Here is a 24,740-nt window from a genome sequence, read left to right on the forward strand (position 1 = left end):
AACCGACTGCCCTAAGCTCGACCTTGGCAAGATCACTCCGAGAGGCAGCTTCCAGATGCGTTTCCAGTTCCTTGGAAAATTGGCGGTCGGCGCCATGTTGAGCGGCATGACCGCTGTTCCCGCCGCCGCCCTGCCCGACCCCAACGATCCGTACGTCTACATGGAGGAGATCGAGGGCGCCCGCGCCATGGCCTTCGCCAAGGCCGAGAACGACCGCTCGCTGCCGCAACTGCAGAACGATCCGCGCTACGCCAAGCTCTATGCCGACGCCTTGGCCATCGCCACGGCCAAGGACCGGATCACCCCCGTCGGCTTCGCCGGCGACGGGACGCTGCGCAACTTCTGGCAAGACGCCGATCACGTCCGCGGCCTGCTGCGCTCGACCACGCTCGAGAGCTACCGGACCGGCAAGCCGGAGTGGCGAACGATTCTGGACATCGACGCCCTGGCCAAATCCGAGGGCAAAAACTGGGTCTACAAGGGCGCCGACTGCCTGCCGCCGGACGACCGCCTGTGCCTGATGTCGCTGTCCGACGGCGGCAAGGATGCGGTCGAGGTCCGCGAGTTCGACATCCAGACCGGCCAGTTCGTGAAAGGCGGCTTCTTGCTGCCCGAGGGCAAGCACCGCGTGACCTGGGTCGACGCCGACACCCTGGCCGTCGCCACCGAATGGACCAAGGGCGAGGTCACGACCTCCGGCTATCCCTATGTGATCAAGCTGCTGAAGCGCGGCCAGGCGCTGGCCGACGCCCGCGAGGTGTTCCGCGGCAAGGCCGACGACGGCGGCTATGGCGTCAGCCCGATCGCCCTGCGCGACGCCGACGGCAAGCTGCAGGCGCTGATCGCGCACCGGCCGCTCGACACCTTCAACGCCGAGCATCACCTGATCGCCGAGACCGGCGCGAGGAAACTGCCGCTGCCCCTCCGCTCATCGATCCAGGGACTGCTCGACGGCCAGGTGCTGCTCACCCTCGAAGAGGACTGGGCGGCCCAGTCCGGCAAGTCGGGCGACCTGATGGCCCTGGACCTCGCCCAGTTGAAGTCCAGCGCGGACAGCCCGAAGGCGGTGATTGTTCTGCGCCCGACCGACAGCCAGTCCGTCGAACAGGTGGCGACCACCCGCAATCGGCTGGTCGTGGCGCTGTACGACAACGTCAAAGGCGGCGTGCTCAGCTTCCGCCACGACGCCAAGGGCTGGACGTCGACCAAGCTCGATCTCCCCGCCGACATCTCGGTGGGCGTCGCCTCGGCGTCGGATCACGACGATCAACTGATTCTGCAGGTCGCCGGCTTCCTGACCCCGTCGACGCAGATGCTGGCCGACGCCGCCAACGGGTCGCGCGAAACCTTGCGCACCCTGCCCGCGCGGTTCGACGCGTCGCAGCAGGTCGTGGAGCAGCACTGGGCCGTCTCCAAGGACGGGACCAAGGTGCCGTACTTCCTCGTGCGCTCGAAGGGCATGAAGTTCGATGGCTCGACGCCGACGCTGCTCTACGCCTATGGCGGGTTCCAGGTCTCGCAGACCCCCGGCTACGCGGCGACGGTCGGCAAGCTGTGGCTGGAACGCGGCGGCGCCTATGCGATCGCCAACATCCGCGGCGGCGGCGAGTTCGGCCCGCGCTGGCACGAGGCCGGCCTGAAGCTGAACCGCCAACGGGTCTATGACGACTTCTTCGCCGTCTCCGAGGACCTGATCGCCCGCAAGGTCACCAGCCCGGCCAAGCTCGGCATCATGGGCGGTTCGAACGGCGGCCTGCTGATGGGCGTGGCGCTGACCCAGCGGCCTGAGCTCTACAAGGCCGTGGTCATCCAGGTGCCGTTGTTCGACATGATCGGCTACACCCACATCGGGGCGGGCGCCTCGTGGGTCGGCGAGTACGGCGACCCGGCCAATCCGGAAGAGCGCAAGGTGATCGACACCTATTCGCCCTACCAGAAGCTGGCCAAGGGCCAACCCTATCCGCGGGTGTTCCTGGAGACCTCGACCAAGGACGACCGCGTCCACCCGGCCCACGCGCGCAAGGCCGCGGCCAGGCTCAAGGAGCTCGGCTACGACTACCTCTACTACGAGAACATCGACGGCGGTCACGCCGCCGCCGCCAACCTCAACGAGACCGCCAAGCGTCAGGCGCTCGAGTATACCTATCTCAGCCAGCAGCTGATGGACTGAAGCCAGCGCCCGGTCGGGCCTCGACCCCCCGGGCGTTCACCTCGTCGCCGCACGCCGAGCAGGTCATCACCGGCTGGAAGTCGCAGCCGCAGGCCTTGTGCCGTCGCAGGATCGGCGGGCCGCGCCCGTCGTCGTAGTGCCGGTCGCCCCAACTGACGACGGCCAGGATGACCGGATAGAGGTCCAAGCCCTTGTCGGTCAGCCGGTACTCGTGGCGGACCGGACGGTCCTGGTAGGCGACCTTCTCCAGCACGCCCTCGTCGGTCAGCACTTTCAGCCGGTCGGCGATGATCGTGCGTGAAATACCCAGGCGCTCCTGAAGCGCCTCGAACCGCCGCACGCCGAGAAAACAGTCCCGCAGGATCAGCAGCGTCCAGCGGTCGCCGATCACCGCCACCGACCGCGCCAGCGAGCACGGTTCCCGGTTCAGATCATCCCATTTCATCGCCGGCTCCATCCGCCATTGACCAAGTCCAGATTCGATACCATGGTCCGTCCAGAAAATAAACTTGATGGAGACGAGCCATGGCGGCCTGTCTGGTGGTCGGCGCCGGCGACGGCGTCGGCGGAGCGATAGCACGCGCCTTCGCGGCCGAGGGGATGGAGGTCTGCATCACCCGCCGGGCCCGCAACCTCGAGCAGCTCGAGGAACTGGCTCAGTCGATCCGCGACGGCGGCGGCAAGGCCCGCGCCTACGGCGTCGACGCCCGTTCCGAAGAAGAGATGGTCGCCCTCGTCGACAAGATCGAGGCCGAGGTCGGACCGCTGGAAGTGGTCGTGTTCAACATCGGCGCGAACGTCCGCTTCAGTCTGACCGACACAACCAGCCGCGTGTTCCACAAGGTCTGGGAAATGGCCTGCTTCGCCGGCTTCCTGACCGGACGCGAGGCGGCCCGTGTGATGATCCCGCGCGGCCGCGGGACGATCCTGTTCACCGGCGCGTCGGCTTCGCTGCGCGGACGTCAGGGCTTCTCGGCCTTCGCCGCCGCCAAGCACGGTCTGCGAGCCCTGGCGCAGTCGGCCGCCCGCGAACTCGGCCCGCAGGGCATTCACGTCGCGCACGTGGTCGTCGACGGCTCGATCGACGGGGTCTTCTCGCGCGCCAACATCCCGGATCTGGAAGCGCGGCTGGAGGGCGACAGCATCCTCAAGCCCGACGAGATCGCCAGCAACTATGTCTGGCTGCACAAACAACAACGCTCGGCCTGGACGCACGAACTGGATCTGCGCCCCTGGACCGAGACCTGGTGAGGAACGCCCCATGAGCAAGACCGTCGAGTTCATCTTCGACTTCGGCAGCCCCAACGCCTACCTGGCCTATACGGTGCTGCAGGACATCGCCGCGCGGACCGGCGCTCAGGTCGTGCTGACGCCTTGCCTGCTGGGCGGCCTCTTCAAGATCACCGGCAACCAGGCGCCGATGACCGCCTTCGGCGGGATCCAGGGCAAGCTGGCCTACGAGGCGCTTGAGACCAAGCGCTTCGTCGCCAAGCACAAGCTCGATCGCTACCAGTTCAATCCGCACTTTCCGGTCAACACGCTGCTGATCATGCGCGGCCTTGTCGCGGCGCGCCGGCAGGGCGTCGAACAGGTCTATCTCGACGCCGTCATGGCGGGGATGTGGGAACGCGGCCTGAAGATGGACGACCCGCAGGTGGTCGCCTCAACGCTGACCGAGGCGGGCCTCGACGCCAAGGCGATCCTGGAAGCGACGCAGGACCCGGAGGTGAAGGCCGAACTCCTGGCCAATACCGAGCGCGCGGCCGCCCGGGGCGCCTTCGGAATCCCCAGCTTCTTCGTCGGCGACGAGATGTTCTTCGGCAAGGAGCGGCTTGGACAGATCGAGGAAGAACTGGCGGCCTAGCGCCGTCGGCTCAAACCGGTCTACCACTCCCCTTCAGGGGAGCAGGAGCCGGCCATGGATGTGGATTCGACGGGCGGCGCCGTCACGGGCGCCATGATGGCCGCGGCGGTCGAGAGGCCGACGGGCAAGGCCGGCGAGCACAGCCATCACTGCGACGACTGCGGGGCCGAGGTCACCGGCCGTTTCTGCGCCAACTGCGGCCAGCCGGCCCATACGCACCGCACGCTGCTGCACCTGGGCGAAGAGATCCTGCACGGGGTCATGCACTTCGACAGCCGCATCTGGCGCACCCTGCCGTTGCTGGTCGCCAACCCCGGGCGGCTGACCCGCGAATGGGTGCTCGGCAAGCGGACGCGCTATGTCTCGCCGCTGGCCATGTACCTGTTCACCGTCTTCGTGATGTTCATGATCCTGAGCTTCATGCCGGTGAACACGCAGATCCAGGCGGCCGAGACCGCCGTGCGCGACGCCGCCAGCGGCCCGGCCTCGACCGGCACGACCTACATGATGGCCACCAACGAGGTCGTGCAGGCCGAGGTGGCGCTGGAGAACGCGCCGAAGGGCGATGATCCGGCCTCGGTCGCCAAGCGTGCGGAACTGACAGCGCGATTGGCGGCCGCGCGCGAGGCCGAAAAGGCCGCCGACGCGGCGATGGCGGAGTCTCCCACTGCCCCCAACGTCGCGGTGATGGGCGCCAACGTGGCCGACAACCTGCGGGACGCCGTCGCCAACGGCGACCTCAAGGTCAACACCGGCGACAAGGCGCTGGACAAGAAGCTTCTGAAAAAGCTGCAGAACCCGGAGCTCACGCTCTACAAGCTGCAGCAGACCTTCTACAAATTCTCGTTCCTGCTGATCCCCATATCGATCCCGTTCGTCGCCCTGCTGTTCCTCTGGAAGCGCGGCTTTACGCTCTACGACCACGGGGTCTTCGTGCTCTATTCGCTGACCTTCATGGCGATGCTGATCATGCTGACGGCGGGGCTCATGCGCTTCGGCGGCGCGATCGCCGTCATCGCCGCGCTCGCGGCCACGGCGATCGCTCCTGTGCACATGTTCGCCCAGGTGAAGGGCGCCTATGGCCTGTCGACCTTCTCCGCGCTCTGGCGCACCGGCATGCTGCTGCTGTTCTGCAGCCTTGCCCTGGCGCTGTTCCTGGCGGCCGTCGTGATGCTCGGGGTCGCCGGCTAGCGGCTAGAAGAACTGCGAGAGATTGCGACGGACCCGTTCCAGAACCGGTTCGTCGGTCTCGTCGATCACGAACGTCTGGCCGGTGATGGTCTCGAAGGCCTGGATGTAGACGGCCGCCGTATCCACCAGCATCTGCGCCGGGATCTCCGGAATCTCATCCTTGTAGGGGTCGCAACGCTCGGCCACCCAGGCGCGGACGAAGTCCTTGTCGAAGCTGTCGGGCCGCTGTCCGGCGGCGAAGCGCTGCGGATAGCTCTCGGCGAACCAGTAGCGGCTCGAATCCGGCGTGTGGATCTCGTCGGCCAGAATGATCTGGCCGTCGGCGTCGACGCCGAACTCGTACTTGGTGTCGACCAGGATCAGCCCGCGCTCGGCGGCGATCTCTTGCCCGCGGGCGAAAAGGGCCAGGGCGTAATTCGACAGCGTCTCCCACTGCTCGGCGGTCAGCAGGCCCTGCTCGACGATCTGCGCCGGGGTCAGCGGCTCGTCGTGGCCGCCGTCGAACGCCTTCGAGGTCGGGGTGATGATCGGATGCGGCAGCTTCTGATTGTCGGCCATGCCGTCCGGCAGGCGGTGGCCGTACATCTCGCGCTCGCCCTTCTTGTAGAGCGTCAGGATCGAGGTGCCGGTCGTGCCCGCCAGGTAGTCGCGCACGACGATCTCGACCGGCAGGATGTCCAGCCGACGGCCCACGACCACGTTCGGATCGGGATAGGCCAGCACGTGATTTGGGCAGATGTCCGCGGTCTTCTCGAACCAGAACCGCGCGGTCTGGGTCAGCACCTGGCCCTTGAACGGGATCGTCGCCAGGATCCGGTCGAAGGCGCTGATCCGGTCGCTGGCGATGATGATCCGCCGGCCGTCCGGCAGATCGTAATTGTCGCGCACCTTGCCGTAGTAGGGCTTGGGCAGCTCGGGAATGATCGCGTCGCGCAGAACGCGGTGAGCGTTGCGAGCCAGGGCCGTCTTGTCCATGGGGGGTATCCGCGCCGGAAACTTGAAGCAGCTCTCTAGCCTATCGCGCGCCCGGAACGCTACTGGCCCCCGCCCATCGTCTGGATGATCCGCGCGATCGCCGGCAGCATGAGCACCCCGATCAGGCACGGAAAGATGAAAAGGATCAGCGGCACGGTCAGCTTGACCGGCAGCGCCAGCGCCTTCTCCTCGGCCCGCAGCATGCGCTTGGCGCGCATGTCGAGCGAGAACACCGACAAGGTCTCACCCAGACTGGTGCCCATCTCCTCGGCCTGCCGCAGCATGGTGGCCAGGGCGCGGGCGTCGTCGATGCCGAGCCGGTCGGCGAAGGAGGACCAGGCGTCCTTGCGCGCCTTGCCCGCTCGCAGCTCCAGGGTCAGCATCCGCAGATGGATGGTCAGGCGCGGATAGCGGCGCACCAGCTCGTCGGCGACGCGCGACACCGCCGCATCCAGACTGAGCCCGGCCTCGACCGAGGCCACCAGCAGGTCCAGCAGATCGGGAAAGCCGTCGGCGTATTCCAGCTCGCGGTTCTTTTGGCGCGCCTTCAGCACCTGGTCGGGGCCCAGCAGGGCTGCGCCGGCGAACAGGCAGGCGACCGCCACCGCAGCGACGCCGCCGCCCTTCAGCGCGAACGGCAGCACGGTGACCACGGCCAGGGTCGCCGCCGCGAGCGCCGCCGCCCGTGCGCCGAGATAGTAGATCGCCGCATCGCGGCTGAAAAAGCCGGCGCGGGTCAGCCTCATGCGCAGCTCGGATATCTGCGAAGGATCGCGGATCGCCGCCTGCTGGCCGAGCCGCCGCACGCCGTCGGCCAGCCGTCCGACCAACGGGGCCTGCCCCAGCGAGTGGGCGCCCGCCGCGGACGTCGCCGCGCCTGGCGATTGGAAACGAACGCGGCGCTGCGCCCGAAGCCGCATCTCGCCGGCCATCACCGCGGCCCCGCCGAGCGCCGCGACAGCCAGCAGCGCGAACGCCGCCAGGGTCATCAGGTTCTGGATCTGCGCGAGGTCCATGGTCAGATCCGCATGTCGATCATCTTGCGCATGACGAGATTGCCGATGAGCATCCAGACGCCGATGACGACCAGCCCGATCCGCACCATCGGCACGTGCATGACGTCGCCGTAGAAGTCCGGCGACAGCAGGATGATCGCGCCGGCCGCCAGGAACGGCGCGGCGGTCAGGATCAGCGCCGAGGCGCGGCCCTCCGCGGTCGCCGCCTTGATCTTCAGGCGCATGCGCAGCCGGTCGCGAACGGTGGCGGCGTTGAGCTTCAGCAGTCCCGTCAGGTTTCCGCCGGCCTTTTCCTGCAACCGGACGGTCGCGGCGAACAGATCCACGTCCGGATGCTGGCATCGCACCGACATGCGGTTGACCGCCTGTTCCAGCGTCGCGCCATAGGCGATCTCGTCGGCGGCCATGCCGAACTCCGAGCCGATCGGATCCGGCATCTCGCGCCCGACCAGGGCCACGGCCGTCGGCACTGGGTGGCCGGCCTCCAGGCTGCGGACGATGATCTCCAACGCCTGCGGCAACTGCTGACCCAGCGCCACCGCCCGGCGACCGGCCTTCATTTTCAGGAAGCCGATGGGACCGACGACGCCGAACAGCACAGCGCCCAGCGGGACCGCCAGCAGTTGCCGTGTCACCGCGAAGGCGAGAACCGCGCCGGCCAGCGCCAGCCCCGCCACGATCGCCAACCAGCGCCGCCCGTCATAGGGCACGCCGGAGCGGACGATCAGCTCGCTGAGCCAGGCCCAGCCGCCGCGCGCGTCCCCGGCGGCGTTCAGCCCCCGCTGCTTGCGTAGTTCGACCACCAGTTCGGCGATGGAGCCGCCCGTCCGCTCGGCGACCAGCAGTCGGCGGTTGACCTGTTGCTTGACCTTGGCGGTGCGCAGCAGCCCGACGGCGGCCTGCACGGCTGCGAACACCGCCGCGAACACCAGGACCAGGTAGACCGAGGTCGCGTCGAACGACATCAGCCAAGCACCCGGTTCGGATCGAAATAGGCGGTGTCGTAGGCGATGCCCCGGCGCATCATCTCGTCCAGGCAGCGCGGCCGCAGGCCCGAGGCGCGGAACTCGCCGTGCACCACGCCGTCAGCGGTCGTGTGGCTGCGGTGGAAGGCGAAGATCTCCTGCATCTGGACCACCTGGCCCTCCATGCCGACGATCTCGCTGACGCTCATCATCTTCCGCTTGCCGTCGGACATCCGCATGATCTGGATGATCATCCCGACCGCCGAGGCGATCTGGCCGCGGACGGCCTCCGGCGACAGCTTCATCCCCGACATCGCCACCATCTGCTCCAGACGGGTGATCGCATCGCGCGGGGTGTTGGCGTGAATCGTGGCCATCGAGCCTTCGTGGCCGGTGTTCATGGCCTGAAGCATGTCGAAGGCTTCCTCGCCCCGGACCTCGCCCAGGATCACCCGGTCGGGGCGCATCCGCAGGGCGTTCTTGACCAGCTCGCGCTGGCGGATTTCGCCCTTGCCCTCGATGTTCGGGGGCCGGGTCTCCATGCGCACGACGTGCGGTTGCTGCAACTGCAGTTCGGCCGCGTCCTCGATGGTGATCAAACGCTCCTTGTGGCTGATCGCCGAGGACAGCGCGTTGAGCAGCGTCGTCTTGCCCGAGCCGGTGCCGCCCGAGATCACTGTCGAGACCCGCGCCTTGATCGCCCCGTGCAGGAACTCGGCGACGCAGGCCGGCATCGCGCCGACCTCGACCAGCTTCTCCAGCGTATAGGGCTTCTTCGAGAACTTCCGGATCGAGACGCAGGCGCCGTCGATGGCGATCGGGGCGATGGCCGCGTTGACCCGGCTGCCGTCTGGCAGGCGCGCGTCGACCATCGGCTGGCTCTCGTCGATCCGCCGTCCGACCCCCGCCACGATCCGATTGACGATCCGCAGCAGGTGGTCGTTGTCGCGGAATCGGACCGGGGTCGGCTCCAGCTCCCCTCGTCGCTCGACATAGACCTGGAACGGGCCGTTGATCAGGATGTCGTTGATGCTGTCGTCCTTGAGCAGCGGCTCGATCGGACCAAGGCCCACCATCTCGTCGTGGACCGAGGCGCCCAGCTCCTCCAGCTCGCTCGTGTTCAGCACCAGGCGCTCGGCGCGCGCGAAGTCGGCCACCAGCACCATGACCTGCCGCCGCAGCTCGCCTTCGGCCAGGCTCTCCAGCTTCGAGAGGTCGAGCTCCTCGATCAGCCGCGCATGCAGCTTCAGCTTTATGTCCAGAAGGTGATCGGTCGGCGCGGGGGCCGGCGGCGGCGGACCCGGCTCCACCGGTCGAACCTCGGGGGCGGGCTGTGCGGGCCTAGGCGCAAGCGTGAAACGTCCCATCAGGCGGCCCTCCGCGAACGCCAGCCGCTGCGCCGGGCCGCCGGTGTCTGCACGCCCAGCAGCCGGTCGACGACGGCCGAGACGTCGCGCACGATCTTCGACTTCGGCCGGTGCTGGGAGATCGGACCGCCCAGGTTGACCGAGGCGGCGGCCGCCTCCCAATCCGAGCTGATGCCGGCTTCGGCCTTGCGCTCGAGCGCCCGCTCGGCCTCGGCGACCGAGGGCGCGGGGCCGAACATTCGACTGGCCAGGCGGTTGAGCACGACCCGGGTACGGACCCCGACCGGCAGGCCGGCCTCGATCTCGCCGGCCAGGGCGCGGGCCGCCAGCAGCGCCGGCACCGTCAGCTCCGACACCACGAACACCTCGTCGGACCCGGCCAGCACTTCCAGCGTCCAGGGCCGCCGATGCCGCGGCATGTCGATGATCACGAACTCATAGGCCTCGCAGGCGATCTCCAAGATCCGCAACACGGCTTCCTTGGAGATCTGCTCGAAGGCCAGCGGATCACGCGGACAGGCCAGCAGGTCCAGGCCCTTGGCGATCGGGGTCGTGAACGCCGCGAGCAGCGCCGCGTCCATCCGCTCGGCCGCGGGTCCGAACTCGGCCAGCCCCATGGCCGCCGTCGCGCCGAGATACGCGGCCGCGGCCCCGTCGGCGAGATGCAGGTCGATCAGGCACACGGCGTGGTCACGATTGGCGCGCGCCGCCAGCAGCGCGGCGAACTCGATCGCCAGGGTGGTCGCCCCGGCCCCGCCGACCGCGCCCACGACCGACCAGCAGCGCGAGGCGCTGTCCGCGCTCGCCGGCGCCTGCGCCCCGGCCGCGTCCAGGAGCCCGAACACCGCCTCGCGCACCTGGTCGTCGCTGTACGGCGGCTCCAGCACGTCCGACTGCGGCAGCCGCATCGCCACCCGCACGAGGCCGGCCGGCAATCTCGCGCCGACCAGCAGCACCGGCGGGGCCTGGCCTGAGGCGGCCAGCGCCTCCAGCGTGGCGGTCAGGGCCTGCGGCTCCAGGCTGTCGACATCGACCAACGCAAGATCGACCGACGTGCTGCGGGCCTCGGCCAGCCGCTCGAGCCCGGCCATCTCCAACGCCGCGCCGAACAGCGGGCCGCGGGCCAGCGGGGCGAGGCTCGGCCCCACCGCCAGGACACGTCGGCCCAGAAGGCTCCAGTGGGTCATGACTGCGACCTCGAACTCACGCGTTACTGTCCGGCCGGGCCGGTGCCGACCGGCGCCGACAGCGGCTTGTCCAGCGACATGCCCAACAGGATCAGGTCGATGGGATTACTCTCGCGGCCGGCCATGATCCGGGTCTCGCCGGTCAGATCGTCGGCGGTGGCCAGGCGCGGCGTGATGATGATGACCAGCTCGGATTCGTGGCGCTTCCAGCGCGCCGAGCGGAACAGCGCGCCGATCACCGGCACCTGCCCGATGCCCGGCAGTTGGCGGACGGCGTTGCTGTAGTCCTGCTGGAACAGGCCCGCGACCGCGAAGCTCTCGCCCGACTTCAGCTCCACCGTCGTGGCCGCGCGCCGCACGGTGAGCGAGGGTACTTCCATGCCGTTCAGGCGCAGGTTGGCGCTGTTATCCAGGGCGCTGACCTCCGGCGCCACCAGCAGCCGGATCAGCCCGTTGTCCTGGACGACCGGCTCGAAGTCGAGCTTCACCCCGAACTGGCGGAATTCGATCGTCACCGTGTCTCGGCCGTTCGGCACCGGGAACGGGAATTCGCCCCCGGCCAGGAAGCTGGCCTTCTGGCCCGACAGCGCGACCAGGTTCGGACGGGCCAGCGTGCGGACCACGCCCTTTTCCTCCAAGGCCTGCAGCATCAGGTCGATGTCGACCGAGCCGATCGAGCCACGGACCTGCAGCGCGCCCTGGGGCGTGCTCGGGCCGATCAGGCCCGAACCGCTGGCCAGCGCGAAGTTGATCCCGTCGGTGGCCGTGAGGTTGAACCCGACGTCCTTCAGGTCCGAGCGCCCGGCCTCCAGCACCCGGACCTCCAGGATCACCTGCTGCGAGGCGCGGACGGTCAGGGCGCTGGTGACGTTTTCCGGCGCGAACTTGTCGGCCAGGGTCTTGGCCTTGGCGGCGACGGCGGTCGTCGAGACCTCGCCGGTCAGCAGCAGCCCCTCGCCCAGGTTCCGAACCTTGATGACCTCGCCGGGGATCGCGGCCGCCAGATCGGCCTGCAGCGCCTCGGCGTCGTAGCCGACGCGCACGTCGACGACCTCCTGCAGCGCGCCGCCCTGGCCGTAAATCAGCAGGTTCGTGGCGCCCAACGCCTTGCCGCGCACATAGAAGCTGCGGTCCGTGGTGGCCACGATCTGCGCAGTGTCGGGTTGGGCGACCACGATCTTCGAGGCTGGACCGTCCAGCCGAAATGACAGCGACTTGTTCTTCGGAACGTTGATCGTGCGGCTGCGCACGGCTTCGCTCACGAAGGTTTCGGCCTGGGCCGGCGCCTGGCCGAAGCCGAGGGTACAGGCCAGGACAGCCAGGATCGTACGCGACATCGGATTGACGCTCTTCATGGGGGTCACTCGCCGGGGTGCTTGGCCCCGCCCTCCCCCTCGACAACGGTGATCAGAGAGCGGCTTGGGGCCGCGCCGGATTGCGGCGCCCGCCAGGGGCGCGCGGCGGCGGCCGGGGTCGCGCGCGGGGCACCGCCGACGACTTCCCGCGCGCCGACCGGCGCGGCCGGTTCGACCTCGGCCTGACCCAGCGCGCGCAGCGCCAGCGAGAGGGAGCCGAGGTCGGCGGCGACCGCCAGCTTCTGGGCGTCGCGGACGCTGACCTCCAGGGTCGCGGTGCTTGGCGCCTCGGGCTTGTTCGAGGTCGGATCGGCGTTCAGGTCGACGCCCAGCACCCGCACGTTCTGGATCACGACCTCGGCCTGCAGCATCTTTTGGCTGTCGTCGTCCGACAGATTGCGCATCAGCACCACATCGACGCGGTCGCCCGGCAGCGCGTGGCCGCCGACGCCGGAAACATCGGAAACCCCGATTGTGTAGGCGCGCATGCCGGCCCCGATCTCGGCGGCGACGGAGGGACGCGCGCCCGGGCCGCTAAGCTTGGTCGGCAGAAGCGGCTCGCGCGCCAGGATCGGCGACAGCGCTACCGGCGCGCCCCCGTGGTCCTGGGCCAGCACCTGATCGACGGTGGCGAAGGCCCCCGCCGGCGCGGCGTCACGCGGGATCTGCACGAGCTTGAGATGGCTGGCGTCCAGGCGCTCGCCGTACTTGATATCCTTGGCCGCGACCACGACCGGAACGCCGCTGACGACGGGGGCAGGCGCAGCGGCGGCGGCGACATTGCCATGCGCCGGCAGGGCCACCTTGGCCACGAACAACGCCCCCAGCCCAAGCGCAGCCGAGGCGCCCAAGCTCACCATAGTCCCAACACGCATCGCCCCACCCCTGGATGCTACGCAACATCAATGAGTTAAGGGCGTCCGCTGTTGCGATAACCGTAACAAAGAAGGTCAACGCCGCATCAACTAAGGCCAAGCTTGAATCGACCGACGCTCGATGACGTCCAGGCCTTATTTCCGCGCGCAGACAAGCCAGCACCGGGCGCCTATAGTGCAAGGGATTCCGGAGGATCCCACATGCGCCGTCTCGCCCTCGCCGCCGCCATCGCGGCGCTCGCCGCCACCCCCGCCTTCGCGGCGCTCAAGGAGGGCTCCAAAGCCCCGGACTTCACCGCCCAGGGCTATCAGGCCGGCAAGCCGATAACCTTCTCGATGGCCCAGGCCCGCAAGAGCGGCCCGGTGGTGCTGTATTTCTTCCCGGCCGCCGAGACGGCAGGCTGCAACCTCGAGGCGCGGCTGTTCGCGGAATCGATCGACCAGTTCAAGGCCCAGGGCGCGACGGTGATCGGCGTCACCGGCGGCAACCTCGACAAGCTGGCCTCGTTCTCGGCCGACACCGAAAAGTGCTCGGGCAAGTTCCCGGTCGCCGCCGACCCGGGCGCCAAGATCGCCGGCACCTACGACGCGGCCCTGGCCGTAAAGCCCGGCTGGTCGAACCGCACGTCGTACGTGATCTCCCCCTCCGGCCAAGTAATCCACGCCTACTCGGACATGAAGGCCAACGACCACGTCACCGAGACCCTCACCGCAGTGAAGGAATGGCGGGCCAAGCATCCGAAGTAGACCCGCGCGCGACGCACGGGAAAAGCCTTGCCCTGCAACCGCTTTTCCCGTACTAGCCCGCCTCTTCACGGAAGGCGGTCTTGGGCCGGAACGCGAAAGGATCGGGAAACTCCCGATCGCCGCGCCACAAGAGCCATCGTTTCCGACACTTACCCGGTGTCGGGCGCGCCGCCTTCCAAATGGGAAAAGGAAAACATGGCGCTCTACGAGCACGTTGTTATTTCGCGGCAGGATATCTCGCCGCAACAGGCTGAAGCCCTCAACGACCAAATCAAGACTCTGATCGAAGAAGGCGGCGGGTCCGTCGCGAAGATCGAGTACTGGGGTCTGCGCAACCTGACCTACCGCATCAAGAAGAACCGCAAGGGGCACTACTCCCTGCTCGCCATCGACGCCCCTCCGGCGGCGGTGAAGGAGATGGAGCGTCAGCTGGGCCTGAACGAAGACGTTCTGCGCACCCTGACCGTCCGCGTCGAGGAACTCGATCTCGAGCTCTCCCCGGTTCTGGCTCGCCGCGATCGCGAACGCGAACCGCGCCGTGAAGAATTCCAAAGCTAAGAAAGGGAGGGATCACCATGACTGACGAAACCTCCGCGGCTCCGGCTGCCCCCGCCGCTGGCGGCGCTCGCCGTCCGTTCTTCCGCCGCCGCAAGGTGTGCCCGTTCTCGGGCGCCAACGCGCCGAAGATCGACTACAAGGACGTGAAGCTGCTGCAGCGCTACGTCTCCGAGCGCGGCAAGATCGTGCCTTCGCGCATCACCGCGGTGTCGGCCAAGAAGCAACGCGAACTGGCTCGCGCCATCAAGCGCGCTCGCTTCCTCGCCCTCCTGCCCTACGTCGTGAAGTAAGGGGGACCGACACATGAAAGTTGTTCTGCTCGAACGCGTCGAAGGCCGTGGCGGCCTGGGCGACGTGGTCACCGTCAAAGACGGTTACGCCCGCAACTACCTTCTGCCCCGTCAGAAGGCCCTGCGCGCGACCGCCGCGAACCTGAAGATCTTCGACGCCCAGCGCGCCGAGATCGAAGTCCGCAACCAAAAGGCCAAGGACGCCGCCGGCAAGTCTGGCGAAGCCCTGGACGGCACCTCGTACATCCTGATCCGTCAGGCTGGCGAAACCGGTCAGCTCTATGGTTCGGTCACCGGTCGCGACGTGGCCGACATGGTCAACGCCGAAGGCGGCAAGATCGACCGCTCGATGGTCGTTCTCGACAAGCCGATCAAGACCCTCGGCGTCCACCCCGTGAAGGTTCGCCTGCACGCGGAAGTGACCGTCAGCGTCAACATCAACATCGCCCGCAGCCAGGACGAGGCCGAGCGCCAAGCCCGCGGTGAAAACGTGATCGCCTCGCAGTTCGAGGAAGATCGCGCGGCCGATGAGCAAGCCGCCCAGGACATGCTGGAAGGCGGCGCTGGCCAACAGGACGGCGACTACGGCGACCATTAACGCCGGACGCAGTCCCAAGACTTCAGGAGCGGCGCGGATCTTCGGATCCGCGCCGTTTTCTTTTGAACTGCACTCAAGATTGTAGTTCCAACCCGGCACGCGCCATGATGTTCTGCTCGGCCACGATCGACGGGGGCTCAGCATGACCGCAGCGCAAGCGACCAGCGCAAATTTCGACTTTGGACGGGTGGTCTCGAACACTTTCCGTGTCGTCAGCGCCAACCTGCGTGAGCTGTCGATCCTCGCCCTGCTGCTGGCTGGCCTGCCCGCCGCGCTGATGGGCTGGGGTCAGATCCTCATGACTGGCATGGACGGAACCGGAGAAGGCGCCGACATCGGCCTCGCCTCGGCGCTGCTGGCGATCGGCGTGGTCACCCTGATGATCGGTTCGGTTCTTCTCCAGGCGTCCACGATCCGGGTCGCGGTGGGAACGCTGAACGGCGACAAGCCGTCGGCCTTTCGCGAACTCGGCAAGACCTACGGCGTCCTGTTGCCGCTGATCGGCCTCTGTATCGTGATGATGTTCGCGTACGGCATCGCGTTCCTGCTGCTCGTCGTGCCGGCGATCATTCTGGGCGTCATCTGGATCATAGCGACGCCGGCCTACGTCATGGAGCGTCCCGGCGTGTTCGGCGCGCTGGGCCGAAGCCGCGACCTGACCCGGGGCCACCGGTGGCCGATCTTCGGGCTGCTGGTGGTCTACTTCGTCGCCTATTTCGTGATCTCGGCCGTGATCGGCGGGGTGCTGGTCGCCTTGAGCATGATCGGCGGCGGCGACCTCAGTGCGATGTCGATTTCCTCCACCATCAGCAACGCCCTGGTCGGGGCGATCTCCGGCGTCGTCACGTCCGCGGGGATCTCCTCGATCTACTACGAGCTGCGGATGATCAAGGAAGGCGTCGGCGCCGCTCAGCTGGCGGCCGTGTTCGACTGATCTGTCAGGCGGCGTGCTTGTCGCGCCGCCGCCGTCCCATCAGCATCCGGCCCTCCAGCCGTCCCCGCAGCGCGGCGTAGTAGGCGCTGAGGAAGTCGTAGTCGTCCTGATCGGGCGATGCGGTCCAGCCGATCTTGGTCGTGATCCGTTCCGCCACCGCGCGTACGGTGCGCCGGTCCCGACGGCGGATCACCTCCTCCAGCACATGCAGTTCCTTCTCGCCGTAGGCATCGAGCTGCGCCGGCGTGAACGGGTAGCGCGCAAGCCGTTCCGAACCCTCGACCGCCATGTCGCGCGCCAGGCGCTGACGCGGCGTGCGCACGACCCAGGTCCCGCCCACCAGGTCGCCGATCCGTAACCGGTCGCGATTGAACAGCGGAAACAGGGCGAAAATCCCGACCCACACAACGCCCAGCAAGTACATCCATGCCTGCCCGCCGCCCTCCTGGGCGCGGACCATGATCACCGACAGCGGCATGAACACTTCCAGCTCGCGCATGGCGTTGCGGACCAGCACCGCCTCGGCCCGCAACCGCCCGCCGTCGCGCGCGGCGACGCGCAGGCCCAGTAATCGCTTGCCCGGCGTCGCCGCCGCGGCGCTCAGCTCGAATGCGGTGAAGTAGAAATTGCGCAACAGAAAAGCGATCAGCAGCCAGATGATGGCGGCGATTTCCATGCCGGCCTGCCCGCCGCTGGTGACGCCGGTCGCGATGGCCAGGATGGTCAGGCCGATCAGCGCGGCCAGGATGATCAGGACATCGATGAAGAAGGCCGCCGCCCGTTGCCCGCCGTCGCCGATCTGCAGCCGCAGATCGACGCCTTCCGGCGTCACGAAGGCTCGCGTGACCTTGTCGGGCGCATCGCTCACGAGACGCTCTCCCGACGCGGACCATAGAAGTACGCGCCCCACAGCAGCGCCGTCCCGAGCGCCACCGAGTAGCGGATCAGGTCGTGATTGATCAGCTGCCGGCCGAAGCCCTCCAGCAGGCCGGCGAAGAACAGCATGACCACGACGCCGGCCATCACCGCGCCGGCGGTTCGCCCCGCTGCGGCCAGCGCGTCCAGGCGCGACAGCGCGCCGGGGAACGCCAGGCTCCAACCGACCCGGATCCCGGCCGCGCCGGCCAGCATCACGGCGAACAGCTCGGTGACGCCGTGGATCAACAGCCAGCCGCCCAGCTCGAAGCCCAGCCCGCGGCTGAAATAGAGCGACAGGAAGGCCCCCAGCGTCGCGCCGTTGTAGATCAGCAGCGTCAGGCTCGGGACGCAGAACGCGAAGCCGAGCGCGAAGGCCAGCAGCGCCACCTGGGCGTTGTGGGTGAACAGGAAGGTGGCGAACACCGACAGGCCGTCGCCTGAGCCTCCGCCGTCATAGAGCATCTCGCGCAGGGCCTCGGTGGACGCGGCCGGGTCCCGGCCGCCGGCCAGGCCTTCGGGGACGAACACGTGATACCACTGGGCGTCGTGCGCGATCAGCAGGGCGGCGGCGACCGCGCCCAGCGCCGTCAGCAGCGCAGCGACAAGGGTTTCGCGCCACACGCCGCGCACGGCCGCCGGCCAGTCCTTTCGGAAGAACCCGCCCAGCCGCTCCAGCAGGGTCGAGCGCGAGCCGTAGACGAAGAAGTAGGCGCGCGCCGAAAGCACTTCGAGATAGTCGATCAGGCCGCGGTCAAGCGAGGTCTCGCGCGCCACGCTGAGTGCCGAGAGCGTCGAGCGGTAGAGCACCGGGATCGCCAGCAGCTCATCGTCGGTCAGGCTCGCCGCCGACCGCTTCTCGACGCGGTCCATCAGCCGCTCGAGCCGGTTCCAGTCGGCTTCCCGCTCCTCGCGGAACCGCTGGCTCTTGAGGGCGGCGCTCACAGCAGGTCCCTCCGCTTGAGATCCAGGTAGGCGTTGATCACCTCGGGCCCGATCCGGTCGGCCGGCGTCTCGACGATATGCACGCCCAGCCGCCGCAGTCGCGAGATCACCAGATCGCGCTCGCGCAGCAGGCTGGCGGCGAAGACGGCGCGGGACACGTCCTCCGGCGCCTTCGGTTCGGCGGCGACCATGCCTTCGAGTTCCTCGTCTCTCAGCACCACGAACATGATCAGGTGTCGGCCGACCAGCCGCCCGACCGACTCGATCATCAGCTGCGCGGCCGTTTGGTCGGTGAAGTCGGTGAACACCACGACCAGCGAGCGCCGCTGCAGTTCCCCCGCCAGCACCGAGAGGCCCAGCGCATAGTTGGTCTCCTCGGTGGAGTAGTCGATGCGTCCGGCCATCTGCTGCAGGACCATGAACGCATTCGGTCCGCCGACGGCGCCGGTCGATAGCCGCGGCGCTGAATCGAAGGCGAACAGCCCCGCCCGGTCGCCCGATCGCAGGCAGGCATGGGCCAGCAGCAGCGCCCCGTTGATTGCCCGATCGATCCGCGGCGCGCCGTCCACCGGCTCGCTCATCGCCCGGCCGCAATCCATCGCCATGACGACATTGTGGTTGCGTTCGGTCCGGAACTCCTTGGCCAGCAGCGCAGCGTGCCGGGCCGACTGCTTCCAATCAACAGCGCGGCGGTCCATGCCCGGCTGGAAGTCGCGCAGGGCGTGGAACTCCGATCCCTCGCCGATCTCGATCTGCGCCTTGGCCCCGAACAGCGCGTTGCGCGCGAACAGCCGCACGGCCTCGTCGCGCACCCACTGCAGGTCGGTCGTGACCGCCAGGTTGTGGTCGAGTTCGAAGGTCTTCTGCTTCCAGACCAGGCCCAAAGGCCCACGCCAGCGAAGCCACAGAGACTCCAGCTTCACCAGTCCGCGCCGCTGCGGGGTGAAGGCCACGACGATCTCCGCAACGCCGTCGCGGATTTCGGCGAGCGCGGTACGGGCTTCCAGGCCCAGCCGCTCGCCCGCCGCCAGCGCCGCCTCGACGGTTCGCGGGGCGGCGCCGTCGAACCGCGCGACGAACCGCGCCGCGTCCGGCCGCGCCACCGCCGGGCTCAACCCCGGGACTGGATCCAGCGTCAGGCGGTCGCGCGCCGCGCCCAGCATCGCGTCGAGCGCCATTAGCAACAGCAGGCCCGCCGCCCAAACCGCGCCCACGACCCACAGTGGCTCGGCCACGCTCCCCGCGATCAGCGCGAGGGGCGCTCCGGCCGCGACGGCCAGCGCAGCGCGTCGCGTGGGATAGATCACCGCGGGGCCGCCACCTGATCGATCAGCGCGGCTAGCACCTGATCCACCCGTCGCCCTTCGATCTCGGCGGCCGGCGACAGGATCACCCGGTGGCGCAGCGCCGGCTGAGCCAAGGTCTTCACGTCGTCGGGAATGACGTAGTCGCGTCCGTCCAGCGCCGCGCGCGCCCGCGACGCCAGCGCCAGCATGGCGCCGGCCCGAGGCGAAGCGCCGGTCTCGATGTCGGCGGATTCGCGGGTCGCCCGGATCAGGTCGACGATATAGGCCGCCACCTCGTCCGTCAGCCGCACCTGGGCCACCGCATCGACTGCGGCGTCGACGCCGGCGCGATCGAGCACCCTCTGCACGCCCAGTTCGTCGGGGCTCGGCAGCCCCGCCCGCGAGCCGTGCCCCAGCACGATCGCCAATTCGTCATGGCGCTCGGGATAGTCCAGCACATGCTTGAACAGGAAGCGGTCGAGCTGGGCCTCCGGCAGCGGATAGGTGCCCTGCTGCTCGATCGGGTTCTGGGTCGCAACGACCGTGAACCGCGGGCTCAACTCGTGCGACTGGCCATCGATCGTGATCCGCCGCTCCTGCATCGCCTCGAGTAGCGCCGCTTGCGTCTTCGGCGGGGTCCGGTTGATCTCGTCCGCCAGCAGCAACTCGCAGAACACCGGCCCGCGCGTCAGGGTGAAGGTGCTGGTCTGGAAGTTGAACAGGTTGGCGCCGATGATGTCGCCCGGCATCAGGTCCGGCGTGAACTGGATGCGGCCGTAGTCGAGACCCAGGCTGGCGGCGAAGGTCTGCGCCAGCAACGTCTTGGCCGTGCCGGGCGGACCTTCCAGAAGCACGTGGCCGCCCGCGAACAATGCGGTCAGCAGCAGATCGACCGCCGCATCCTGGCCGATGACGGCCTTGGCGATCTCGCCGCGAATACCGTCGGCCAGCGCCCTCACCTCAGCGACGTTCACGCGTCATCTCCTGTCTCCAACGAAATAGGTCCCGGGCGACCTCCATCAGGTCTCCCTTGGTGCGCGCCGCGCGGGCGCGTTCGATCAGGGTCGAAATCCGGTAGGTCGAGCCGCCCGCCGCCCCGAGCCGATCGAGCACGCCGTCGAGCTCGTCGCCCTCCAGCCCTCGCGGCGCCCCGACGGCGCGGGCCGCCTCGGCGCGCACCAGCTCGCCATAGGGGGCGGCCATGCGATGCTCGCGGCGCGCCATCCGGATCAGGCCGGCGGTGTTGTCCGCCAAGGCGCGCTTGCCCAGGGCCACGGCGCGGGCCTGGCCTCGCGCCGGCCCGAACCGTACGGCCGCCTGGACGCCGACCAGGACCAGCGCCGCCAGCAGGCAGAGCGTCGCCCCCAGCAGCGGCGGCTCCAGCATCAGGCGCAGCGGATTGAGCGAGCGCTCGAAGCCATGCAGCGTCAGATCGAACACGACCGGCGTGCCCTCGGCGCGGATCACCGAGAGCATGGCGATGGCCGCGCGCGCGCCCTCCAGCTTCTTCATGCCCGCGGTGTCCAGGAAATCGGGGTCGGCGAGCACGTAGACGCCGGTCTTCTGGTTCATCACCAGCACACCGCGCCCGGCCTCATCCACCACGACCGGAATCCAGCCGGGGCCGGACAACGTCCTAAGGTTCTCGATCGCCGGCTGCACGCCGACCGCTCGACCGTCCGGCCGGCTCAAACGCACGGCTGCGGTTCCTGGCCGTTGCTGCACTGTCAGCCCGCTGCGCCAACCCGCCGGCAGCACCTTCAGCGACATGTCGACGCCAATCGGCGCGGCCACCCGCACCCACGCCCTGCGGACCGGATGCGGAATCGTCACCCACTTGGGCAGCACCACCAAGGTCGGGCCAAGGTGTTCGATGTCGCTGACCCGGCTGCCGCTCGTCCCAGCGCTGGGGGTCAGCACCAGCAGCCCTTCCGCAGCCGTCGCCGACAGCGCCCCTCGCCGCATCACGACCGGAGTTCCCGACGCCTCCAGCAGCCGCGCGACCGCTGCAAATCCGACCGCCGAGCGCGACAACGCATGTCCCTGCCCGTTGTCGCCCGAGCGCAGCTCCGGCTCGTAGGCCGCCAACAGGCCAAGCCCGGCCAGCGACACGCAGCCGACCAGCACGAGCACCAGCATCACCATGGGCGAGAACGCCCGGCTGCGATCGCCGGTCATGCCCACCCCGCCGGCAGCGCGAAGGCCTCGTAGTCGCGTCGGCACGCGGCGTAGTCGGCCGCCTCCACGGGCGCGCCGCCGAACAGGCTGCGCTCGACCACCCGGCCGATCTGGGCGAAGGCCGGCCGCGCGGACGGCGGCAGCGCCGAAAGTCCGGCGATCTCGCGCGTGGTCAGGGCCGGCCGGACGGACCGGGGGCGGCGGCTCTCAATGTCGGCGACGCTGCGCAGCAGGATCAGGTGCGCCGCTTCGGAATAACGTCCTTCGGCCGCCAGCGCGTCGGCCGCCGCCAGCAGGTCGCGGGCCGCCGCCGCGTCCGGCCGCCATTCGGGAACCGCCTCGGCCGCCTGGGTCTTGGGTTTGGCGCTCGGCATCCTCAGACGCAGCACCTCGCGCACCAGCGCGTAGAGCACCAGGGCGGCGATGATCGCCACGCCGATCCAGAACACCCACTTCAGCAACGGCGCGATCGCCTGGAACGCCTCGGCGATCCATTTGAACCACTCTGGGACCTTGGGCGGCTGGAAGTCGGCGCGATCGAACTGGAAGCCGCGATCGCGCGACAGTTCCGCATGCGCCGCCGCAAGCGGATCGCCCGCCTTGCCGACAGGGGCGCTTGCATCCACGCCTCGTTGCATCGCCACCCCGGAACAACCGATCCTTGATGTGTAGGGCCAGGATCGGACGCCGTCGACTCCAAGCTTGGGCGTGGATCAAGCGGCCCGCCAGGCGCCGAGCGCCTGTTGCTACCCAGAGTTTTCCGGAAAGCGTTGCAATTATGTCCTTTCGGAAGTCCCCCGCAATTCCTACCATTTCGCTAGGGCCATAATCCGACCGCCCAAACGGCGGGAAAAATAAACTGGGGATATCAATGAAGTATCGCGTACTGCTGCTTGCGGCGACCTCCGCCGCGAGTCTGTTTTCTGGTGTCGCATACGCCCAAACGGGCGCCGGCGAAGTCGAAGAGCTGGTTGTGACCGGCACCCGAACCGAAGGCCGCTCGCGGCTTGAGACCCTCGCTCCCGTGGATGTGATCAGCGCCGATGCGCTGCAGCAGCGCGGCACGACCGAGTTGGCGACCGCGCTCGCGACCGCGGTCCCGTCCATCACCTTCCCGCGCCCGTCCAACACCGACGGCACCGACGCCATCCGCCCGGCGACGCTGCGCGGCCAGGGCCCGGACCAGACTCTGGTGCTGGTCAACGGCACGCGCCGCCACGCCACCGCGCTCGTCAACACCAACGGCTCGGTCGGCCGCGGCTCGGCCGCCGTAGACCTCAACGCCATCCCGTCCACCGCCATCGACCGTATCGAAGTGCTGCGTGACGGCGCCTCGGCCCAGTACGGCTCGGACGCCATCGCCGGCGTGATCAACATGCGCCTGCGCGAAGCCGCCAGCGGCGGCGGCCTGTCGGTGACCTACGGCTCGTACCTGACGAAGTTCGACGGCTACTACGGCCGCAGCGACGACATCAGCGACGGCGCCACCACCACGGTGTCCGGCTGGCAAGGCCTGAGCTTCCTCGGCGACGGCTTCCTGACGCTCTCGGCCGAATACCGCTCGCGCGAGAACACCAACCGCAGCGACATCGACAAGCGTGTCACCCCCAACCGCATCACCTCGCGGTTCGGCGACGCCGATGTCGATGACATCTCGTTCTACGCCAACGCCGGCAAGTCGCTGAACGACGTCTGGGACCTCTACGGTTGGTACGGCTATCAGCACCGCGACGCCTCCAGCGCCGCGACCTACCGGCTGCCGACCGACACCCAGCAGAACATCCTGTCGGTCTATCCGAACGGCTACCTGCCCTATCTGACGACCGACACCGAGGATAACAGCGCCGGCCTCGGCGTCCGCGGCCAGATCGGCGGCTTCAACGCCGACTTCAACATCGTCTACGGCAAGAACGACATCGACTTCGGCATCCAGAACACCATCAACCCGTCTTACGGCCCGACCTCGCCGACCTCGTTCCAGGCCGGCGGCCTGACCTATGACCAGCTGGTCTTCGGCGCTGACTTCAGCCGCGAATTCGACGTCGGCCTCGCCGGCCCGCTGAACGTCGCCTTCGGTCTCGAGGCCCGCAAGGAGACCTACAAGGTCAACCAGGGCGAAGTCGCCTCCTACGCCCGCGGCTCGGTCACCGGCGTAACCTTCGGTTCGCGCGGCTTCACCGGCTTCACCCCGTCGAACGAAGTGGACGTCGATCGCGACAACGTCGGGGTCTATGTCGATCTGGAAGGCAAGGTCACCGAGCAGCTGACCCTGTCGGCGGCCGTCCGCTACGAGGACTATTCCGACTTCGGCGACACCACGACCGGCAAGCTCGCGGCCCGCTACGAGTTCACGCCGGAGTTCGCCATCCGCGGCGCCGTCTCGACGGGCTTCCGCGCTCCCGCGCTCCAGCAGCAGTACTTCACCTCGACGTCGATCCTCTACATCGACAACGTCCCCTACGAGACCGGCACCTACCCGGCCACCAGCCCGGTCGCCCGGGCTCTGGGCGCCGAGCCGCTGAAGGCCGAAAGCTCCGACAACTACGCTTTGGGCTTCGTCTTCCGCCGCGGGGCGTTCGAACTGACCGTCGACGGCTACAAGATCGACGTGAAGGACCGCATCGTTCTCTCGGAGACGCTGACCGGCAGCCCGACCGCCGCGCCGGGCACCAACGCCCGCGTCATCTATGACCTGCTCTCGCCGCTCGGCGCGACCGCCGCCCGCTTCTTCATCAACGGCGTCGACACCGAAACCGTCGGGGTGGACGTGGTGGCGCGCTATCGCATCGTCGACGAACAGGCCGGGACCTTCGACCTGACGGCGGCCGCCAACTACAACGACGTCGATGTCACCAAGACCCCGGTGACCAAGACCTCGGTGCTGCCGACCCCGACCTCGCTGTTCGCCCGCCAGGCGACGCTGCGCTTCGAAGACGGCACGCCCAAGCACAAGCTGGCGCTGCAGGGCGACTGGAACCGTGAGGCCTGGGGCGCCACCGTGCGCACCACGATCTACGGCGACGTCCTGTCGCCCGGCGCGGCGCTGGACGGCAGCGGCGACAACCACACCGGCTCGCGCGGTCTGGTCGACCTGGAAGCGCGCTACACCTTCCCGATCGGCCTGACCGCCTCGGTCGGCGCGGACAACGTGTTCGACGTCTATCCGCGTCAGATCACGCCGAACCAGAACACGACCTCGGCCGCGCCGTTCTCGTCGTTCTCGCCGTTCGGGTTCAACGGCCGCTTCGTCTACGGCCGCCTGGCCTACAAGTGGTAAGCTAGGCTTACGTCCGAAACTGACGCGGGGGGGGGGGGGTCCGCCCC

General features: G+C 68.5%; 24 protein-coding genes. 10 read left to right on the top strand and 14 right to left on the bottom strand.

The annotated features are described in order from the left end of the window. Positions 1-106: 106 nt before the first annotated feature. Positions 107-2,170, top strand: a complete 2,064-nt coding sequence (locus AC1Q87_RS04520) for a prolyl oligopeptidase family serine peptidase (protein ID WP_492607779.1) — start codon at positions 107-109, stop codon at positions 2,168-2,170. On the opposite strand, the gene AC1Q87_RS04525 is transcribed toward AC1Q87_RS04520, so the two are convergent. Continuing rightward, positions 2,148-2,615, bottom strand: a complete 468-nt coding sequence (locus AC1Q87_RS04525; RefSeq protein ID WP_492607780.1) for a winged helix-turn-helix transcriptional regulator — start codon at positions 2,613-2,615, stop codon at positions 2,148-2,150. The genes AC1Q87_RS04520 and AC1Q87_RS04525 overlap by 23 nt on opposite strands. 80 nt (positions 2,616-2,695) lie before the next feature. Between AC1Q87_RS04525 and AC1Q87_RS04530 the strand changes: the two genes are divergently transcribed. The 3 genes from AC1Q87_RS04530 to AC1Q87_RS04540 are packed head-to-tail and all read left to right on the top strand — an operon-like array spanning position 2,696 to position 5,225. Further along, a complete protein-coding gene (locus AC1Q87_RS04530) occupies positions 2,696-3,421 on the top strand; it encodes an SDR family NAD(P)-dependent oxidoreductase (protein WP_492607781.1) in 726 nt (241 codons plus the stop codon). A 10-nt stretch (positions 3,422-3,431) separates the two neighbouring features. Continuing rightward, positions 3,432-4,034, top strand: a complete 603-nt coding sequence (locus AC1Q87_RS04535) for a 2-hydroxychromene-2-carboxylate isomerase (protein ID WP_492607782.1) — start codon at positions 3,432-3,434, stop codon at positions 4,032-4,034. 54 nt (positions 4,035-4,088) lie between these two features. Beyond that, positions 4,089-5,225, top strand: a complete 1,137-nt coding sequence (locus AC1Q87_RS04540; RefSeq protein ID WP_492607783.1) for a DUF3667 domain-containing protein — start codon at positions 4,089-4,091, stop codon at positions 5,223-5,225. Positions 5,226-5,228: 3 nt separating this feature from the next. On the opposite strand, the gene AC1Q87_RS04545 is transcribed toward AC1Q87_RS04540, so the two are convergent. Genes AC1Q87_RS04545 through cpaB form a run of 7 tightly spaced genes read right to left on the bottom strand, consistent with a single transcriptional unit; the run spans position 5,229 to position 12,965 of the window. Next, a complete protein-coding gene (locus tag AC1Q87_RS04545; protein ID WP_492607784.1) occupies positions 5,229-6,200 on the bottom strand; it encodes a phosphoribosylaminoimidazolesuccinocarboxamide synthase in 972 nt (323 codons plus the stop codon). Positions 6,201-6,259: 59 nt separating this feature from the next. After that, positions 6,260-7,216 carry a type II secretion system F family protein gene (locus AC1Q87_RS04550; protein ID WP_492607785.1) on the bottom strand — a complete coding sequence of 319 codons (957 nt, stop codon included), beginning with the start codon at positions 7,214-7,216 and terminating at the stop codon, positions 6,260-6,262. Between the two features lie 2 nt (positions 7,217-7,218). Further along, positions 7,219-8,181 (bottom strand): type II secretion system F family protein, encoded by a 963-nt coding sequence (locus tag AC1Q87_RS04555; RefSeq protein ID WP_492607786.1) that lies wholly within the window; start codon positions 8,179-8,181, stop codon positions 7,219-7,221. Further along, positions 8,181-9,548: a TadA family conjugal transfer-associated ATPase gene (locus tag AC1Q87_RS04560; RefSeq protein ID WP_492607787.1), complete on the bottom strand. Its 1,368-nt coding sequence runs from the start codon at positions 9,546-9,548 to the stop codon at positions 8,181-8,183. Before AC1Q87_RS04560 ends, AC1Q87_RS04555 begins: the two co-directional genes overlap by 1 nt. Continuing rightward, positions 9,548-10,735 (bottom strand): CpaE/TadZ family protein, encoded by a 1,188-nt coding sequence (locus AC1Q87_RS04565; protein WP_492607788.1) that lies wholly within the window; start codon positions 10,733-10,735, stop codon positions 9,548-9,550. The genes AC1Q87_RS04560 and AC1Q87_RS04565 overlap by 1 nt, the downstream gene beginning before the upstream one ends. Positions 10,736-10,758: 23 nt before the next feature. Continuing rightward, the gene (locus AC1Q87_RS04570; RefSeq protein ID WP_492607789.1) at positions 10,759-12,072 is read right to left on the bottom strand and encodes a type II and III secretion system protein family protein; all 1,314 of its coding nucleotides are present in this window, start codon (positions 12,070-12,072) and stop codon (positions 10,759-10,761) included. A gap of 23 nt (positions 12,073-12,095) precedes the next feature. Continuing rightward, positions 12,096-12,965, bottom strand: coding sequence for a Flp pilus assembly protein CpaB (gene cpaB, locus AC1Q87_RS04575; RefSeq protein WP_492607790.1), 870 nt, complete (start codon positions 12,963-12,965; stop codon positions 12,096-12,098). 201 nt (positions 12,966-13,166) lie between these two features. Between cpaB and AC1Q87_RS04580 the strand changes: the two genes are divergently transcribed. From AC1Q87_RS04580 to AC1Q87_RS04600, 5 genes are all read left to right on the top strand, one after another. After that, complete coding sequence (locus tag AC1Q87_RS04580) at positions 13,167-13,712, top strand: peroxiredoxin (protein ID WP_492607791.1); 546 nt, start codon at positions 13,167-13,169, stop codon at positions 13,710-13,712. 195 nt (positions 13,713-13,907) lie between these two features. Continuing rightward, a complete protein-coding gene (gene rpsF, locus AC1Q87_RS04585) occupies positions 13,908-14,270 on the top strand; it encodes a 30S ribosomal protein S6 (RefSeq protein WP_056019515.1) in 363 nt (120 codons plus the stop codon). A 17-nt stretch (positions 14,271-14,287) separates the two neighbouring features. Then, positions 14,288-14,560 (top strand): 30S ribosomal protein S18, encoded by a 273-nt coding sequence (gene rpsR / locus AC1Q87_RS04590; RefSeq protein ID WP_293402063.1) that lies wholly within the window; start codon positions 14,288-14,290, stop codon positions 14,558-14,560. 13 nt (positions 14,561-14,573) lie between these two features. Next, positions 14,574-15,158 (top strand): 50S ribosomal protein L9, encoded by a 585-nt coding sequence (gene rplI / locus AC1Q87_RS04595; RefSeq protein ID WP_492607792.1) that lies wholly within the window; start codon positions 14,574-14,576, stop codon positions 15,156-15,158. 142 nt (positions 15,159-15,300) lie between these two features. Then, the gene (locus AC1Q87_RS04600; protein ID WP_492607793.1) at positions 15,301-16,092 is read left to right on the top strand and encodes a DUF7847 domain-containing protein; all 792 of its coding nucleotides are present in this window, start codon (positions 15,301-15,303) and stop codon (positions 16,090-16,092) included. A 4-nt stretch (positions 16,093-16,096) separates the two neighbouring features. Here the strand turns inward: AC1Q87_RS04600 and AC1Q87_RS04605 are convergent, their stop codons facing one another. The 6 genes from AC1Q87_RS04605 to AC1Q87_RS04630 form a co-directional block, all read right to left on the bottom strand. Next, positions 16,097-16,960, bottom strand: a complete 864-nt coding sequence (locus tag AC1Q87_RS04605; protein WP_492607794.1) for an RDD family protein — start codon at positions 16,958-16,960, stop codon at positions 16,097-16,099. After that, complete coding sequence (locus AC1Q87_RS04610) at positions 16,957-17,952, bottom strand: stage II sporulation protein M (RefSeq protein WP_492607795.1); 996 nt, start codon at positions 17,950-17,952, stop codon at positions 16,957-16,959. The genes AC1Q87_RS04605 and AC1Q87_RS04610 overlap by 4 nt, the downstream gene beginning before the upstream one ends. Then, positions 17,949-19,187 carry a DUF58 domain-containing protein gene (locus tag AC1Q87_RS04615; protein ID WP_492607796.1) on the bottom strand — a complete coding sequence of 413 codons (1,239 nt, stop codon included), beginning with the start codon at positions 19,185-19,187 and terminating at the stop codon, positions 17,949-17,951. The genes AC1Q87_RS04610 and AC1Q87_RS04615 overlap by 4 nt, the downstream gene beginning before the upstream one ends. A gap of 68 nt (positions 19,188-19,255) precedes the next feature. Further along, on the bottom strand, positions 19,256-20,212 hold the full coding sequence (locus tag AC1Q87_RS04620) for an AAA family ATPase (protein WP_492607797.1): 957 nt from the start codon (positions 20,210-20,212) through the stop codon (positions 19,256-19,258). Next, a complete protein-coding gene (locus AC1Q87_RS04625) occupies positions 20,199-21,416 on the bottom strand; it encodes a DUF4350 domain-containing protein (protein ID WP_492607798.1) in 1,218 nt (405 codons plus the stop codon). The genes AC1Q87_RS04620 and AC1Q87_RS04625 overlap by 14 nt, the downstream gene beginning before the upstream one ends. Then, positions 21,413-22,042 (bottom strand): DUF4129 domain-containing protein, encoded by a 630-nt coding sequence (locus AC1Q87_RS04630; protein ID WP_492607799.1) that lies wholly within the window; start codon positions 22,040-22,042, stop codon positions 21,413-21,415. The genes AC1Q87_RS04625 and AC1Q87_RS04630 overlap by 4 nt, the downstream gene beginning before the upstream one ends. 347 nt (positions 22,043-22,389) lie before the next feature. Here AC1Q87_RS04630 and AC1Q87_RS04635 point away from each other — a divergent pair, with 347 nt between their 5' ends. Continuing rightward, positions 22,390-24,693, top strand: a complete 2,304-nt coding sequence (locus AC1Q87_RS04635; RefSeq protein WP_492607800.1) for a TonB-dependent receptor plug domain-containing protein — start codon at positions 22,390-22,392, stop codon at positions 24,691-24,693. Positions 24,694-24,740: the final 47 nt, after the last annotated feature.

The organism is Phenylobacterium sp. GW823-FHT02A09, from assembly GCF_058797775.1.

What these genes read in the sequence shown, in the direction of transcription:
- AC1Q87_RS04525 (WP_492607780.1), bottom strand. Translation starts at nt 2,615, where the DNA reads ATGAAATGGGATGATCTGAACCGGGAACCGTGCTCGCTGGCGCGGTCG.
- AC1Q87_RS04535 (WP_492607782.1), top strand. Translation starts at nt 3,432, where the DNA reads ATGAGCAAGACCGTCGAGTTCATCTTCGACTTCGGCAGCCCCAACGCC.
- AC1Q87_RS04565 (WP_492607788.1), bottom strand. Translation starts at nt 10,735, where the DNA reads ATGACCCACTGGAGCCTTCTGGGCCGACGTGTCCTGGCGGTGGGGCCG.
- AC1Q87_RS04560 (WP_492607787.1), bottom strand. Translation starts at nt 9,548, where the DNA reads ATGGGACGTTTCACGCTTGCGCCTAGGCCCGCACAGCCCGCCCCCGAG.
- rpsR (WP_293402063.1), top strand. Translation starts at nt 14,288, where the DNA reads ATGACTGACGAAACCTCCGCGGCTCCGGCTGCCCCCGCCGCTGGCGGC.
- AC1Q87_RS04530 (WP_492607781.1), top strand. Translation starts at nt 2,696, where the DNA reads ATGGCGGCCTGTCTGGTGGTCGGCGCCGGCGACGGCGTCGGCGGAGCG.
- AC1Q87_RS04600 (WP_492607793.1), top strand. Translation starts at nt 15,301, where the DNA reads ATGACCGCAGCGCAAGCGACCAGCGCAAATTTCGACTTTGGACGGGTG.
- AC1Q87_RS04580 (WP_492607791.1), top strand. Translation starts at nt 13,167, where the DNA reads ATGCGCCGTCTCGCCCTCGCCGCCGCCATCGCGGCGCTCGCCGCCACC.
- AC1Q87_RS04570 (WP_492607789.1), bottom strand. Translation starts at nt 12,072, where the DNA reads ATGTCGCGTACGATCCTGGCTGTCCTGGCCTGTACCCTCGGCTTCGGC.
- AC1Q87_RS04545 (WP_492607784.1), bottom strand. Translation starts at nt 6,200, where the DNA reads ATGGACAAGACGGCCCTGGCTCGCAACGCTCACCGCGTTCTGCGCGAC.
- AC1Q87_RS04540 (WP_492607783.1), top strand. Translation starts at nt 4,089, where the DNA reads ATGGATGTGGATTCGACGGGCGGCGCCGTCACGGGCGCCATGATGGCC.
- cpaB (WP_492607790.1), bottom strand. Translation starts at nt 12,965, where the DNA reads ATGCGTGTTGGGACTATGGTGAGCTTGGGCGCCTCGGCTGCGCTTGGG.
- AC1Q87_RS04550 (WP_492607785.1), bottom strand. Translation starts at nt 7,216, where the DNA reads ATGGACCTCGCGCAGATCCAGAACCTGATGACCCTGGCGGCGTTCGCG.
- rplI (WP_492607792.1), top strand. Translation starts at nt 14,574, where the DNA reads ATGAAAGTTGTTCTGCTCGAACGCGTCGAAGGCCGTGGCGGCCTGGGC.
- AC1Q87_RS04625 (WP_492607798.1), bottom strand. Translation starts at nt 21,416, where the DNA reads ATGACCGGCGATCGCAGCCGGGCGTTCTCGCCCATGGTGATGCTGGTG.
- AC1Q87_RS04555 (WP_492607786.1), bottom strand. Translation starts at nt 8,181, where the DNA reads ATGTCGTTCGACGCGACCTCGGTCTACCTGGTCCTGGTGTTCGCGGCG.
- AC1Q87_RS04520 (WP_492607779.1), top strand. Translation starts at nt 107, where the DNA reads ATGACCGCTGTTCCCGCCGCCGCCCTGCCCGACCCCAACGATCCGTAC.
- rpsF (WP_056019515.1), top strand. Translation starts at nt 13,908, where the DNA reads ATGGCGCTCTACGAGCACGTTGTTATTTCGCGGCAGGATATCTCGCCG.